Raw genomic sequence first — 13,148 nt, 5'->3', positions numbered from 1 at the left:
TTTTAACGCCCACAAAAAAGGCCGCCATCGGGAACGATGGCGGCCTTTTGCTGGACTCAACGTTGAGGGCCGTCCTGGCCTCAGTTAAGTACCGATGCCCCCGCTTTCACTGCGCTGCGACGACGTGTGACCAACAGGCCCGCCGCCACCACCAAAATGCTCAACAGGCCGGTGGCCATGATTTCAGCCTGATGCTCTGGCTGGAACAGCATGATGGTCAAAATGGCTACGATAAACACGATCACCGCCCAGGTCAGGCCCGGGAACAGCCACATTTTGAACTCGATTTTCTCGCCCTTCTCGGTGCGTTTTTTACGCATGCGCAGTTGCGACACCGCGATCACCAAGTACACCAGCAGCGCGATGGCGCCAGAGCTGGCGAGCAGGAATTCAAACACCGCAGCAGGCGCCACGTAGTTGGCAAACACGGCCACGAAGGCTGCGCCGGTGGACATCATGACGGCCCAGTAAGGCGTGCCGCTGGCGTTGGTGCGCTTGGCCGCGGCCGGTGCGTCACCACGTTTGCTCAGGGAGAAGAGCATGCGCGAAGCGGTGTAAAGCGCCGAGTTCAGGCAACTGGTGACCGCAATCAGAACCACGATATCAACGATCAGCTTGGCATTCGGGATGCCCATGCTCACCAGTGCAGTCTGATAAGAGCCAACGCTGGCCAGGCTTGGGTCGTTCCATGGCACCAGGGCCACAACGATGAAGATCGACACCAGGTAGAACAAGCCAATCCGCCAGATCACCGAGTTGGTGGCCTTGGTGATTTGCTTGCTCGGGTCTTTGGATTCCGCCGCCGCGATGGTGACGATTTCGGTGCCCATAAACGAGAACATGGTGGTCAGCATGGCGGCCAGTACAGCGCCCATGCCGTTAGGCATAAAGCCGACGGTGTCGACCAGGTGCGACACACCGCTGACGCCACTGGTGGGCAGCAGGCCGAAGATGGCCGCAAGGCCCAAGCCAATGAAGCCCACGATCGCCAGCACTTTGACCAGCGCAAACCAGAACTCGAACTCGCCGTAGTTCTTGACGCTGAACAGGTTGGTGATGGTCAGCAACAAGGTGATGACCAGGGTAAACACCCAGATCTCCACGCCCGGGAACCAGGCATGCAGGATAGTGCCGGCCGCCACCGCTTCCAGCGGGATAACCAACACCCAGAACCACCAGTACAGCCAACCGATGGTGAAACCGGCCCAGTGCCCGATGGCACGGTCGGCGTAGGTGGAGAATGAACCGGTGTCCGGCGAGGCGACGGCCATTTCGGCCAGCATGCGCATCACCAACACCACTAACGTGCCTGCTGCGGCGTAGGCCAGCAGCACGGCAGGGCCTGCTTGGGCAATCGCGTGTCCGGAGCCGACGAACAAGCCGGCACCGATGACCCCCGCGATAGACAGCATGGTCACATGCCGCGGCTTGAGACCTTGCTCCAGGCCGTTAGAGGTTTGTGTATTGCTCATTGGGACTACCTTTGCAGTGAAAGCCATTCCGAGCGCCGCGCTTGATTACCTTCTCGTAAAAAGTAACCAACGGGGCGTTTAGAATTATTTACGCAATAAATGAGCCAAAATGTGACAGGTGCACGGTTTGCGCGGCCTGTAAGGCATTTGCGATGTGTTTGTAACCTGTTGAGCGTAATGGCTTTTTGCCTATTTGTTACCGTAACACTCAGTTACAGGGAACCTCGCGCACCAAAAAAAAGCAAATCTACCCATATAGCCCCAAACCGGGGCGCATCTTTGACCTTTAGTAGGTTCGTGCTTCCAACACAGGGCCAAAACTGGCACCATCGCGACCTTTTTTACGCGACACCTCTCTGGCCGAACGGCAAAATACGGGGCTTGGTTGTTATCGGCGCGACAGTCTTCTATCGCGATGCGACAAACGACCACACTCGTGCCTTTTGGGCTGGTGGTGCGGCTGGTTGCCTTGGCGACCCTATGCTAGCTTGGCCCTCGCCAGGAAGGCCGCCCAATAGCAGGATCGCACCCGAACACAATGAGGACCGCACATGGCTTTGGCCACGCCCGCGCTTGAAATCCGCAATTTGCATAAACGCTACGGCGAGCTTGAGGTACTTAAAGGTATCTCGCTGACCGCACGCGACGGCGACGTGATCTCGATCCTGGGTTCTTCCGGTTCCGGCAAGTCCACTCTGCTGCGCTGTATCAACCTGTTGGAAAACCCGCACGAGGGCCAGATCCTCGTTGCCGGTGAAGAGCTCAAACTCAAAAAAGCCAAATCGGGCGAGCTGGTTGCCGCCGACGGCAAACAAATCAACCGCATGCGCAGCGAACTGGGTTTTGTGTTTCAAAACTTTAACCTGTGGCCGCACATGACCATCCTCGACAACATCATCGAGGCGCCGCGCCGCGTGCTGGGCCAGAGCAAGGCCGAGGCCATCGAAGTGGCCGAAGCGCTGCTGGCCAAGGTGGGGATCGCTGATAAACGCCATGCCTACCCGTCGGAACTGTCCGGTGGCCAGCAGCAACGTGCTGCCATCGCCCGCACGCTGGCCATGCAACCTAAAGTGATCCTGTTCGATGAGCCCACATCAGCACTTGACCCGGAAATGGTCCAGGAAGTACTTAGTGTGATCCGCGCGCTCGCCGAGGAAGGTCGCACTATGCTCATGGTCACCCACGAAATGGGCTTTGCCCGTCAGGTGTCCAGCGAAGTCGTGTTTTTGCACCAAGGCCTGATCGAAGAGCAAGGATCGCCTGACCAGGTGTTTGATAACCCGGTCTCAGCGCGCTGCAAACAATTCATGTCCAGCAATCGCTAACGGAGCAATACGAATGCAGAACTATAAAAAACTTCTCCTGGCTGCTGCCGCCACGTTGGTGTTCAGTGCTAATGCCTTGGCTGTTGATAAGTACAAAGTCGGTATTGAGGGCGCTTACCCTCCGTTCAATAACAAGAACGCCAGTGGCGAGGTGGTCGGTTTCGACCCGGACATCGCCATGGCCCTGTGCGCAAAAATGAAAGCCGAGTGCGAGATCGTCACGTCCGATTGGGATGGCATCATCCCGGCGCTGAATGCCAAAAAGTACGATTTCATCGTGTCGTCACTGTCGATCACTGACGAGCGCAAGCAAGCGGTCGATTTCACCGACCCGTACTACTCCAATAAACAACAGTTCATTGCTCCAAAAAATGTCGATTTCAAAACCGACATCGCTTCACTCAAAACCAAAAAGCTCGGCACCCAACGCTCAACTCAAGCCGCCACCTGGCTTCAAGACAACGTAAGCGACGACATCTCGTTGTATGACACCCAGGAAAACGCCTACCTCGACCTGACTTCGGGCCGTGTCGATGCGTTGCTGGCAGACAAGTACGCCAACTACGACTGGCTCAAAAGCCCAGCTGGCCAGGCTTATGAGTTCAAGGGTGAACCGGTCAACGATGACGACAAGGTTGGCATTGCCCTGCGCAAAGGCGACAACGAACTGCGCGCCAAGCTGAACCTCGCCCTCAAGGAAATCGTTGAAGACGGCACCTACAAGAAGATCAACGACAAGTACTTCCCGTTCAGCATCTACTGACCTGCCTGACCGGTGCTGCCTTGCGCAGCGCCGGTCCCTAGCAAAGCCTGCCTAACCCATGACTATCGATTTATACGGATTCGGCCCGGCGCTTGCCGCTGGCGCACTGATGACCGTCAAACTGGCACTCACTGCGCTGTGTCTGGGCCTGGTGCTCGGCCTGCTCGGTGCATTGGCCAAAACTTCGCCGTACAAGCCGCTTAAATGGCTCGGTGGCACTTATTCAACGCTGGTTCGCGGCGTGCCGGAACTGCTCTGGGTGTTGCTGATTTACTTCGGCAGCGTGAACGCAGTGCGCGGCCTCGGCGAACTGATCGGCATGCCCGACCTCACCCTCAGCGCCTTTGCGGCCGGTGTTATCGCGCTGGGTCTGTGCTTTGGCGCGTATGCGACCGAAGTGTTTCGTGGCGCCATTTTGGCGATTCCTAAAGGCCATCGCGAAGCGGGCCTGGCTCTGGGCCTGAGCAAACCGCGCATTTTCACCAAGCTGGTGCTGCCACAAATGTGGCGTATCGCCCTGCCCGGTTTGGGCAACCTGTTCATGATCCTGATGAAAGACACCGCGCTGGTCTCGGTCATCGGCCTGGAAGAAATCATGCGTCAGGCGCAAAACGCGGTGACCTTCGCCAAACACCCCTTCACCTTCTACATGGTGGCTGCCGTGATGTACCTGGGCCTGACCATATTGGCCATGGGCACCCTGCACGTGCTTGAGAAACGCGCCGCACGCGGCTTCGTGAGGAGAACGTAATGCTGGTGTGGGAACTCTTCATCAAGTGGCTGCCCAAGCTGATTCAAGGCGCGACCCTGACGCTGGAGCTGACGGCACTGTCGGTCATCGCCGGTTTGATCGTGGCCATTCCGCTGGGCATCGCCCGCTCCTCCAAGCTGTGGTACGTGCGCTCGCTGCCGTACGGCTATATCTTTTTCTTTCGCGGCACGCCGCTGCTGATCCAGCTGTTTCTGGTGTATTACGGGCTGGGGCAATTTGAGGTGGTGCGTGAAAGCGTGCTGTGGCCTTACCTGCGCGACCCGTTCTGGTGTGCGGTACTGACCATGACCCTGCACACGGCCGCTTATATCGCAGAAATTTTGCGGGGCGCTATTCAGGCCATTCCGCCGGGTGAAATCGAAGCGGCCCGTGCGCTGGGCATGTCACGCGGCAAAACCCTGCTGCACATCGTGCTGCCGCGTGCTGCACGCATCGGCCTGCCGGCGTACAGCAACGAGGTGATCCTGATGCTCAAGGCCAGTTCGCTGGCGAGTACCGTGACCTTGCTGGAACTGACCGGCATGACCCGCACCATCATCGCCCGCAACTACCAGACGGTGGACATGTTCCTGATCGCCGGGGTGATCTACCTGGTCATGTCGTTCGTGCTGATCCAGGGCTTCAAACTGCTGGAGCGCTGGTTGCGCGTCGATGCCTGCCAAGGCCGTTAACCTTGAGGGCGAGCGACTGCTCGCCCGCTTTGAGGCACTGGACGCGTTTTTACGTGAGCACCAGTCGCTGTGGCGCCCACGGCCATTCACGCAGTTGAATATGCCGTGGGAAGCCCATCATCCTGAACTGTCCCAGTGGTTGCGCCAGCGCTCGTTGCACGACGCTGAAGCCAGCCATAACCAGCCTCATCAACTCAACGCTCCCGCACCGTTTGCGGCACTGGCAGCCACCGCCCTTGCATTAAGCAGCCTTGAGCGTTTACCCGTTCAGGCCCTGGCGCCAGCCGCGCCGCGCTTGCAGGTGGATGTACCGGGGCGCAAATGGCAGCAAATCGAAGCCTTCGCGCAAAGCCTGACCTTTAAGCGGATCCCCACGCACTGGCTGGACTGGTGCTCTGGCAAAGGTCATTTGGGCCGCCGCTTGATAACCGCCGAACAGCAACTGACGTGCCTGGAATACGACCCGGCGCTGGTCGAGGCCGGGTTGGCGCTCAGCCAGCGGCATCAGCTCAATGCCCGGCATGTGCAACAGGACGTGATGGCAGCGCTGGAGTTACAACCCGGCATGACCCCCGTGGCCCTGCATGCCTGCGGCGATTTGCACGTGCGCCTGCTGCAACTGGCCAGCGCGGCGGGCTGTGCACAACTTGCCCTTTCGCCGTGCTGCTACAACCGCATCAGTGCGCCGCACTACACGGCGTTATCCACAGCCGCCAAGGCCTCGGCTTTGCACTTGTCGCTGGAAGACCTGAGCTTGCCGATGAGCGAAACCGTGACCGCCGGCAGCCGCGTGCGGCGCCAGCGCGATGAATCGATGGCACGGCGTTTGGGGTTTGATGGGCTGCAACGCCAATTGCGCCAGTGCGATGAATACTTATCCACACCCTCGCTGCCCAGCGCCTGGTTGAACAAGCCGTTTGCCCAGTACTGCGAAGACTTGGCGGCGTTGAAGAACTTATCCACAACCGGGACAGAAGATTGGACTGCGCTTGAAGCGGCGGGCTGGGAGCGGTTAGCGCACGTGCGCAATCTGGAGCTGGTACGCGGCCTGTTCCGTCGCCCGCTGGAGTTGTGGCTGGTGCTGGACCGGGCGTTGTACCTGCAAGAGCACGGCTATGACGTGCACGTGGGCGAGTTTTGCGACAGCAGCCTGACGCCGCGCAATGTGATGGTGATTGCGCAGCGCACACAGCCTCTGTAGGAGCGAGCTTGCCTCGCGATCTTTTAAAAAGATCAAAAGATCGCGAGACAAGCTCGCTCCTACAGGGGTTAGTCAGTGGCCTACGACCCGCGATACGTCGAGAAGCCGTAAGGGCTGAGCAGCAGCGGGATGTGGTAATGCTGGTCGGCGTTTTTGACTTCGAAGATCACCGGGATCTCCGGAAAGAAGGTGTCACGCCCGGCCTTTTTGAAGTATTCGCCGGTTTTGAACACTACGCGGTATTCGCCCGCTTTAAGCGTCTGCTGGGCCGGGAACAACTCGCCAATGCGACCTTGTTCGTTAGTCACACCTTGGCTCAGCATCTGCCAGTTCTGACCCACCTGCTGCTCCAGGGTGACGTGAACGCCCGGTGACGGTAAACCGTTCTCCAGGTTCAGTACGTGCACGCTCAGCGGGTTGCCCGCCGCCCATGCGACGCTCGAAACAGCGCTCAGGCCCAAGGCCGCCAAAGTGATTTTCAACCGTTTCATGTGTGATCCTCCGGGTTAATTGCGTTGTGTGGTCAAGCCGATCTGTTGGGCAGCGCTCACCGCGCAGGCTTCGTCCTGCTCGGCTCCACCCGCCCCGGCCACGCCCATGGCGCCGACCAGTTCAGTGCCGGCAAACAGCGGCACGCCACCGCCTAACAGCAGCAGCTCAGGGATGGAGTTAAGGTTTGCGGCCTCCGGGTTGTTGCGTGCACGTTCGGCAAACAACCGGGTCGGCGTTTTGCTCGACAGCGCGGTGTAGGCCTTACGCTGGCTGGCCAGCAGGTTGTGCGGCCCGACGTTCTCGGGGCGCAGCGCCAGCAACACGTTGCCACCGCGGTCCAGCACGTTCAGCGCCCCGTTGCAGTGTTTGAGCGCAGCAGCGGCCAGTTGCTGGGCCGTGGCCAGATCGAGGTCGGCATGGCGCGGCAAATCCGGCGCGGCCTGGGCGGCGCCAGCGGTGCCCAAGGCAGCCCACAACAGCACATTTTTCAGCTTCATCGACAAGCTCCTGTTCGAATGGCGCCACCTTAACCAGCGCCCCCCGTCAGAACTCCGTCAGTTGGATTACAAGTTTGTAATAGGCAATACCGGCGAACACGCCTAGCCTATTCAGACGATTGATCGAGGTGTGCGATGCGCTTGTTAGTGGTGGAAGACGAAGCCAAGACAGCTGAGTTCCTGGCCAAGGGCCTTAAGGAATCAGGTTTTGTCGTGGATGTGGCCTTGAACGGGCTGGACGGGCGCTACCTGATTGAGCAGCAGGAATACGACCTGGTCATTCTGGACGTGATGCTGCCGGGGCTTAATGGCTGGCAACTGCTGCAGTTGATTCGCCAGCGCGGCGCCACGCCGGTGCTGTTTTTAACCGCCAAAGACGCCATCGAAGACCGCGTGCGCGGCCTTGAACTGGGCGCGGATGACTACCTGCTCAAGCCGTTTGCCTTTGCCGAACTGCTGGCCCGGGTGCGCACGCTGCTGCGCCGTGGCCCGATGCGTGAGGCCGAGTCGTACAGCATTGCCGACCTTGAGATCGACGTGCTGCGCCGCCGCGTCAGCCGAGGCGGTCAGCGCATCAACCTGACCAACAAAGAGTTCGCGCTGCTGCAGTTGCTGGCCAGCCGTCAGGGCGAAGTGTTGTCGCGCACCTTGATTGCCTCGCAGGTGTGGAACCTGAATTTCGACAGCGACACCAACATGGTCGAGGTCGCCGTGCGCCGGTTGCGCGCCAAGGTCGACGATCCGTACATGCCAAAACTTATCCACACCGTGCGCGGCGTCGGCTATCAGCTGGAAGCGCCTGATGAATAGATCCATCGCCTGGCGGCTGGCCTTGGCCATTGCGCTGACGTGCGCGCTGGTGCTCAGCGTAATCGGCGTGTTCCTGTACCGCTCACTGGCCTCGGAGCTGAGCTTTCGCGATGACATGGCGCTGCTCGGTCGCCTTGAGCGCATGCGCGCCCTGCTGCACGACAGCGACAGCCTCGAAGCCCTGCAAGAGCGCCCCCGGCTGTATCAAAACATGCTGGGCAACCGTGACAGCCTGTTGCTGGTGACCCACAACGACGGTCGCCCGGTGATCACTATCAACCCGCACCAGCAAGCGCTGCCGCCTGTGCAGCCCCTCCCTCAGGACCGCATGCCACAGCGCAGCGACATCCAGACGGTGGGCAACCTCGACTTGCTGAGCGGCGTGGCCGACGGCCCGGCGGACGAGCGCTTGAACGTGACCGTGGGCATGCATCTGCAAGAGCGTGAGCAGATGCTCGCCAGTTACCGGCTGCGCCTGTACATGGCGGTCGGGCTGGGCGCTCTGCTCGCGTTTGGCCTGGGCTTGCTGCTGTTGCGCCGTGGCCTGAAACCGCTGCGCGAACTGGCCGAGGCCATGCGCGGCATTAACCCGCGCAGCCTTGACCAACGCATGCCGGTCGACCATGTACCCACAGAATTGAAAGAGCCGGTGCTGGCGCTCAACGCCATGCTCGCGCGCCTTGAGGACAACTTTGCGCGGCTGTCGCAGTTCTCGGCAGATCTGGCCCATGAGATCCGCACGCCGCTGCACAACCTGCTGGGCAGCAACAGCCTGGCCCTGAATCAGACGCGCAGCCCGGCGGAGTATCAGGACGTGCTGGCGTCCAACATCGAAGAATACGAACGCCTGAACCGCATGGCCGAGAACCTGATGTTCCTGGCCCGCGCCGAGCACGGGCAACGGCCTGTGCACCTGCAAAACGTGGACCTGCGCGCGGTGGGCGACGAGCTGTGTGATTACTTTGACGCGCTGGCTGAAGACCGTGGCGTGCGTTTGGGCAATTCGCTCAGCGGCACGCTGACCGCAGACCTGCATCTGTTGCAGCGGGCCCTGAGCAACCTGCTGGCCAATGCCGTGCGGCATGCCGAGCCGGACTCAGTGATCAGGCTGGTGCAGCGTGAAGACGCCGAGTATTGCTGGATCGGCGTGCACAACATCGGCCCCGCCATCGAGCCGCAACATATGGGCAAAGTGTTCGATCGTTTTTACCGGGTCGACCCTTCGCGCTCGCAGCCTGGGGACTCAGGCGGGCTGGGCCTGGCAATTGTGTGGTCGATCATGCAACTGCATGGCGGTGAAGTGCGGGTGCAAAGCGACGACAGCGGAACGCTGTTTGAGCTGGGGTTTGCTCGGCACATGACCAAAACCACACCTTGTGGGAGCGGGCTTGCTCGCGATACCGGCGACTCGGTCTATCAGTAAAACCTTGTCGGTCCAATCGCGAGCAAGCCCGCTCCCACGGGTTATGTATTGTTTTCAAGCTCAGCAATGCGGTCCAGCAGCGCTTGGCGTTCGGCGCGTTCCTGGGTGATGTCGTCGATCACGCTGATCAAGTGCTCGGGGCTGTCGTCCTGGGAGTTGCGCTGCAATGAGGTGCGCACATGCGCCCAGATGTAATGGCCGTCTTTGCACAGCAGGCGTTTTTCCAGGTCGTAGTTGCTGATTTCGCCATCCAGCAGGCGCTGCAACTGCTCAAGGTTGATTTGCAGGTCGTCGGGGTGGGTGATGGCCTGAAAGGTCAGCGCCCGCAGCTCTTGTTCGCTGTAACCCAACAGTTGGCACAAGCTGTCGTTAACCCGCCGCCAGCGGCCATCGAGGTCGACGTAAGCCATGGCGCCGCACGCCAGTTCAAACAACGCCCGAAAGGCTTCTTCGCTTTTGCGCAGCGATTGCTCGGCAGTTTTGCGGGCGGTGTTGTCCATGCTGATACCGATCATTTTTACCGGACGCCCGGCGCTGTCGTTCAGCGGCATGGCCCGCGATGAGATCCAGCGCATCTCGCCATCCGGGCGGAAAATGCGGAAGTCGTATTCGTAAGGGGTGTTGTTGGCGAAGCATTCACGGTACAGCTCGTTCATCACCACTTCGTCTTCGGGCAGTACGTGCGGCCAGAAGTCTTCGTTGCGGTTGACCTGCCAGCCATAGACCCGCTCGACGTTGGCCGAATAGAACACCTCGTCGGTGATGAGGTTCCATTCCCAGGTCACGATCCCGGCGTTTTCCTGGGCCAGGGTCATGCGCGCTTCGCTTTCCATGATGTCGGCGATGTACTTGCGCCGCACATCGGTCATCGGCAGCTCGACCGACGTGGTGCCCTGAAGGTCTTGCACCGCCTGTTCGCCATAGCGCAGCCACACCCAGTTGACCTTGAGCAGGTCCGCCAGTTTGCGCAAATTGCTGTAGTCGATTTCGCCACCACGGGTCCACTTGTGCACCGCCGTGCGGGAAATGCCCAAGGCCGTACCGACCGCTTGCAGGGTCATTTTGTGGTGTTCGAGCAGCTCCTTCAGACGAAAGGCAAAGCTATCTTCGGTCATGACATATCCGTGATCACGTGAGGCGCAGGGCGCTGCGATTATACACACACGCCTGCGGGCCTCGACCCGATCACGGAAGGGAGGCTTATAAGTCCAGTACCAGGCGTTCGCCACGGGCTCGCGACACGCAAATCATCATGGTTTGCTGGGCGGCTTTTTCGTCGTCGCTCAGGTATTGGTCGTTGTGCTCGGCCTGCCCCTCAAGGATGCGCGTCTCGCAGGTGCCGCACACGCCTTCGCGGCACAGGCATTCGACGTCGACATTGGCTTTTTCGATGGCTTTGAGGATGCTCATGCCTTCTTCGACGCGCAGTTCCTGACCGGATTTGGCCAGCACCAGGGTGAACGCACCGCCGGTGATCGGCGCGGCGGCGAACTGTTCCCAATGCACGCGCTCGTCAGCCAGGCCCAGTTTTTTGCCGGTGGCGATCACGGCGTCGATCAGCGGTTTAGGGCCGCACACATACACGTGCGCGTCGCTGTCCAGGTCGCCCATCAGCTCGGCCAGATTCAGCGATTGGCCCAGGCTGTCGGCGTAGGTGCGCGTGCGCTCGGCATGCGGGCCCGCGCTGAGCTCGTCGTGAAACGCGCCGTGCTCCGGGCTACGGAAGGCGTAGTGCAGTTGGTAATCGGCGCCCGCGTCACGCAGTTCGTGCACTTGCGAGAGGAACGGGGTGATGCCGATCCCGCCCGCGATGAGGATGTGTTTGCCCGCCTTCGGGTCGATGGCGAACAGGTTGTTGGGGGTCGAAATCATCAGCTCGGTGCCGACCTCGACCTGTTGGTGCATAAACGCCGAGCCGCCTTTGGATTGCTCTTCAAGGCGCACACCAATCTGGTAGCTGGCGGTCTGGCGCGGATCGCTCATCAACGAATAGGCGTTGCTGTGCTGACGGCCGTCGGCGTCTTTCATTTGCACGATGATGTGGCTACCGCCGGTGAAGTCGGGCAGCGGCTGGCCGTCCTGGCGTACCAGGGTAAAACGTTTGATCAGCGGCGTTACCTGCTCGACACCGATCACACGGGCGGCAAGCATTTGATAAGAGTTGGCCATCGCAAAACCTCTACTGCGGTAAAGGGCGGCACGCGCGTGCCGCCTGATTTAAAACCCGGTGCTGACGGCTCAGACCGCCAGGCACAGGTATTTCAGTTGCAGGTAATCGTCGATCCCGTACTTGGAACCTTCGCGCCCCAGGCCGGATTGCTTGACCCCGCCAAACGGCGCCACTTCGTTGGAGATCAGCCCGGTGTTGATGCCGACCATGCCGTATTCCAGTTGCTCAGCGATGTGCCACACGTGGCCGATGTCGCGGCTGTAGAAGTACGCCGCAAGGCCGTACAGCGTGTCGTTGGCCAGGGCCAGCACTTCGGCGTCGGAGTGGAAGCGCACCAGCGGCGCAACCGGGCCGAAGATTTCTTCGTCCAGCAGCAACATGCCTTTCTTGATGTCACCCAGCACGGTCGGTTCGAAGAACTGCTCACCCAGCGCATGCACTTGGCCGCCCAGCAGCAAGGTCGCGCCTTTGCTGACGGCGTCGTCGATCAGGGCACGGACTTTGTCCACCGCTTTAACGGTGATCAGCGGGCCGATCTGGGTGTCTGCCGCGTTGCCATGACCGACCTTCAGTTCGGCCACTTTGGCGGCGAACTTACTGGCGAACTGGTCATACACCGCGTCGTGCACGTAGAAGCGGTTAACGCAGACACAGGTCTGGCCCGCGTTGCGGTATTTGGCCGCGATGGCACCTTCGACGGCGGCATCAATGTCGGCGTCGGCAAACACAATAAACGGCGCGTTGCCGCCCAGTTCCAGCGAGACTTTTTTGATGGTTTCGGCGCACTGGCTCATCAGCAAACGGCCGATCGGGGTCGAGCCGGTGAAGCTGAATTTGCGCACCAGCGGGTGGCCGGTGAGTTGCGCGCCAATGGCCGGGGCGTCGCCGGTGACGATGTTCAACACGCCTGCCGGGATGCCTGCACGCTGCGCCAGTTCCGCCAGGGCCAGCGCCGAAAACGGCGTTTCGTTGGCCGGTTTGACCACGATAGTGCACCCGGCCGCCAGCGCAGGCGCGACCTTGCGGGTGATCATCGCAGCGGGGAAGTTCCACGGCGTGATCGCCGCGCACACGCCGATGCCTTGCTTGACCACAATCAGGCGTTTGTCGCTGGACGGCGAAGGGATCACGTCGCCATAAACGCGTTTGCCTTCCTCGGCAAACCACTCGATAAACGAGGCTGCGTAACGGATTTCACCCACCGCTTCGTGCAGTGGCTTGCCCTGTTCCAGGGTCATGATCCGGGCCAGATCATCTTCGTGTTGCAGGATCAGTTCAAACCAGCGACGCAGGATCTGCGCGCGGTCTTTGGCCGTGCGTTCACGCCAGGCCGGCAGCGCTGCGTCGGCGGCCTGGATGGCGCGGATCGCTTCGGCGCCGCCCATCAACGGCACAGTGCCCAGCAGTTGGCCTTGGGCCGGGTTGGTCACGTCGACCGTTTGACGGCTGTCAGCATCTGCCCAGGCGCCATCAATAAACGCCTGTTGACGAAACAATTGGGGGTCTTTGAGCTGCACGCAGGACACTCCTCTAAATAGGGCCAGGGCGCCGC

The 13,148-nt window shown here is 60.4% G+C and carries 13 protein-coding genes; 7 read left to right on the top strand and 6 right to left on the bottom strand.

Going from position 1 to position 13,148, the window contains the following annotated elements:
- Nucleotides 1-80 precede the first annotated feature (80 nt).
- Nucleotides 81-1,472, bottom strand: coding sequence for a GABA permease (gene gabP, locus GHO32_RS02495; protein WP_153336765.1), 1,392 nt, complete (start codon nucleotides 1,470-1,472; stop codon nucleotides 81-83).
- Nucleotides 1,473-2,023: 551 nt separating this feature from the next.
- On the opposite strand from gabP, the gene GHO32_RS02490 reads away from it, so the two are divergent.
- The 5 genes from GHO32_RS02490 to GHO32_RS02470 are packed head-to-tail and all read left to right on the top strand — an operon-like array spanning nucleotide 2,024 to nucleotide 6,204.
- On the top strand, nucleotides 2,024-2,797 hold the full coding sequence (locus GHO32_RS02490) for an ABC transporter ATP-binding protein (protein WP_048366815.1): 774 nt from the start codon (nucleotides 2,024-2,026) through the stop codon (nucleotides 2,795-2,797).
- A 13-nt stretch (nucleotides 2,798-2,810) separates the two neighbouring features.
- A complete protein-coding gene (locus tag GHO32_RS02485; RefSeq protein WP_153336764.1) occupies nucleotides 2,811-3,560 on the top strand; it encodes an ABC transporter substrate-binding protein in 750 nt (249 codons plus the stop codon).
- Between the two features lie 58 nt (nucleotides 3,561-3,618).
- Complete coding sequence (locus tag GHO32_RS02480) at nucleotides 3,619-4,311, top strand: ABC transporter permease (protein WP_123751016.1); 693 nt, start codon at nucleotides 3,619-3,621, stop codon at nucleotides 4,309-4,311.
- Complete coding sequence (locus tag GHO32_RS02475; RefSeq protein ID WP_371924568.1) at nucleotides 4,311-5,003, top strand: ABC transporter permease; 693 nt, start codon at nucleotides 4,311-4,313, stop codon at nucleotides 5,001-5,003. Before GHO32_RS02480 ends, GHO32_RS02475 begins: the two co-directional genes overlap by 1 nt.
- Complete coding sequence (locus GHO32_RS02470) at nucleotides 4,984-6,204, top strand: methyltransferase (protein ID WP_153336763.1); 1,221 nt, start codon at nucleotides 4,984-4,986, stop codon at nucleotides 6,202-6,204. The genes GHO32_RS02475 and GHO32_RS02470 overlap by 20 nt, the downstream gene beginning before the upstream one ends.
- A gap of 80 nt (nucleotides 6,205-6,284) precedes the next feature.
- Here GHO32_RS02470 and uraH read toward each other — a convergent pair whose 3' ends face one another.
- Entirely contained in the window at nucleotides 6,285-6,695 is a 411-nt protein-coding gene (uraH, locus tag GHO32_RS02465; RefSeq protein ID WP_048366820.1) for a hydroxyisourate hydrolase, read from the bottom strand.
- Between the two features lie 15 nt (nucleotides 6,696-6,710).
- The gene (locus GHO32_RS02460) at nucleotides 6,711-7,193 is read right to left on the bottom strand and encodes a heme-binding protein (RefSeq protein ID WP_153338384.1); all 483 of its coding nucleotides are present in this window, start codon (nucleotides 7,191-7,193) and stop codon (nucleotides 6,711-6,713) included.
- Between the two features lie 135 nt (nucleotides 7,194-7,328).
- Here GHO32_RS02460 and GHO32_RS02455 point away from each other — a divergent pair, with 135 nt between their 5' ends.
- Complete coding sequence (locus GHO32_RS02455; protein WP_048366822.1) at nucleotides 7,329-8,003, top strand: heavy metal response regulator transcription factor; 675 nt, start codon at nucleotides 7,329-7,331, stop codon at nucleotides 8,001-8,003.
- Nucleotides 7,996-9,426, top strand: a complete 1,431-nt coding sequence (locus tag GHO32_RS02450) for a heavy metal sensor histidine kinase (protein WP_153335862.1) — start codon at nucleotides 7,996-7,998, stop codon at nucleotides 9,424-9,426. Before GHO32_RS02455 ends, GHO32_RS02450 begins: the two co-directional genes overlap by 8 nt.
- Nucleotides 9,427-9,467: 41 nt before the next feature.
- Here the strand turns inward: GHO32_RS02450 and GHO32_RS02445 are convergent, their stop codons facing one another.
- The 3 genes from GHO32_RS02445 to GHO32_RS02435 form a co-directional block, all read right to left on the bottom strand.
- Nucleotides 9,468-10,541 carry a PAS domain S-box protein gene (locus GHO32_RS02445; RefSeq protein ID WP_123751010.1) on the bottom strand — a complete coding sequence of 358 codons (1,074 nt, stop codon included), beginning with the start codon at nucleotides 10,539-10,541 and terminating at the stop codon, nucleotides 9,468-9,470.
- A gap of 85 nt (nucleotides 10,542-10,626) precedes the next feature.
- Nucleotides 10,627-11,595 carry a PDR/VanB family oxidoreductase gene (locus GHO32_RS02440; protein WP_153335861.1) on the bottom strand — a complete coding sequence of 323 codons (969 nt, stop codon included), beginning with the start codon at nucleotides 11,593-11,595 and terminating at the stop codon, nucleotides 10,627-10,629.
- 69 nt (nucleotides 11,596-11,664) lie between these two features.
- Entirely contained in the window at nucleotides 11,665-13,113 is a 1,449-nt protein-coding gene (locus GHO32_RS02435; RefSeq protein ID WP_368668522.1) for an NAD-dependent succinate-semialdehyde dehydrogenase, read from the bottom strand.
- Nucleotides 13,114-13,148: the final 35 nt, after the last annotated feature.

Source organism: Pseudomonas sp. FSL R10-2189 (assembly GCF_009600325.1).
GTDB lineage: Bacteria > Pseudomonadota > Gammaproteobacteria > Pseudomonadales > Pseudomonadaceae > Aquipseudomonas > Aquipseudomonas helleri.
Note: the sequence above shows the minus strand (reverse complement) of the source record. Positions and strands in the feature narration are given on the sequence as shown.

Coding starts and splice junctions, on each gene's coding strand:
- gabP (WP_153336765.1), bottom strand. CDS start 1,472: ATGAGCAATACACAAACCTCTAACGGCCTGGAGCAAGGTCTCAAGCCG.
- GHO32_RS02490 (WP_048366815.1), top strand. CDS start 2,024: ATGGCTTTGGCCACGCCCGCGCTTGAAATCCGCAATTTGCATAAACGC.
- GHO32_RS02485 (WP_153336764.1), top strand. CDS start 2,811: ATGCAGAACTATAAAAAACTTCTCCTGGCTGCTGCCGCCACGTTGGTG.
- GHO32_RS02480 (WP_123751016.1), top strand. CDS start 3,619: ATGACTATCGATTTATACGGATTCGGCCCGGCGCTTGCCGCTGGCGCA.
- GHO32_RS02475 (WP_371924568.1), top strand. CDS start 4,311: ATGCTGGTGTGGGAACTCTTCATCAAGTGGCTGCCCAAGCTGATTCAA.
- GHO32_RS02470 (WP_153336763.1), top strand. CDS start 4,984: ATGCCTGCCAAGGCCGTTAACCTTGAGGGCGAGCGACTGCTCGCCCGC.
- uraH (WP_048366820.1), bottom strand. CDS start 6,695: ATGAAACGGTTGAAAATCACTTTGGCGGCCTTGGGCCTGAGCGCTGTT.
- GHO32_RS02460 (WP_153338384.1), bottom strand. CDS start 7,193: ATGAAGCTGAAAAATGTGCTGTTGTGGGCTGCCTTGGGCACCGCTGGC.
- GHO32_RS02455 (WP_048366822.1), top strand. CDS start 7,329: ATGCGCTTGTTAGTGGTGGAAGACGAAGCCAAGACAGCTGAGTTCCTG.
- GHO32_RS02450 (WP_153335862.1), top strand. CDS start 7,996: ATGAATAGATCCATCGCCTGGCGGCTGGCCTTGGCCATTGCGCTGACG.
- GHO32_RS02445 (WP_123751010.1), bottom strand. CDS start 10,541: ATGACCGAAGATAGCTTTGCCTTTCGTCTGAAGGAGCTGCTCGAACAC.
- GHO32_RS02440 (WP_153335861.1), bottom strand. CDS start 11,595: ATGGCCAACTCTTATCAAATGCTTGCCGCCCGTGTGATCGGTGTCGAG.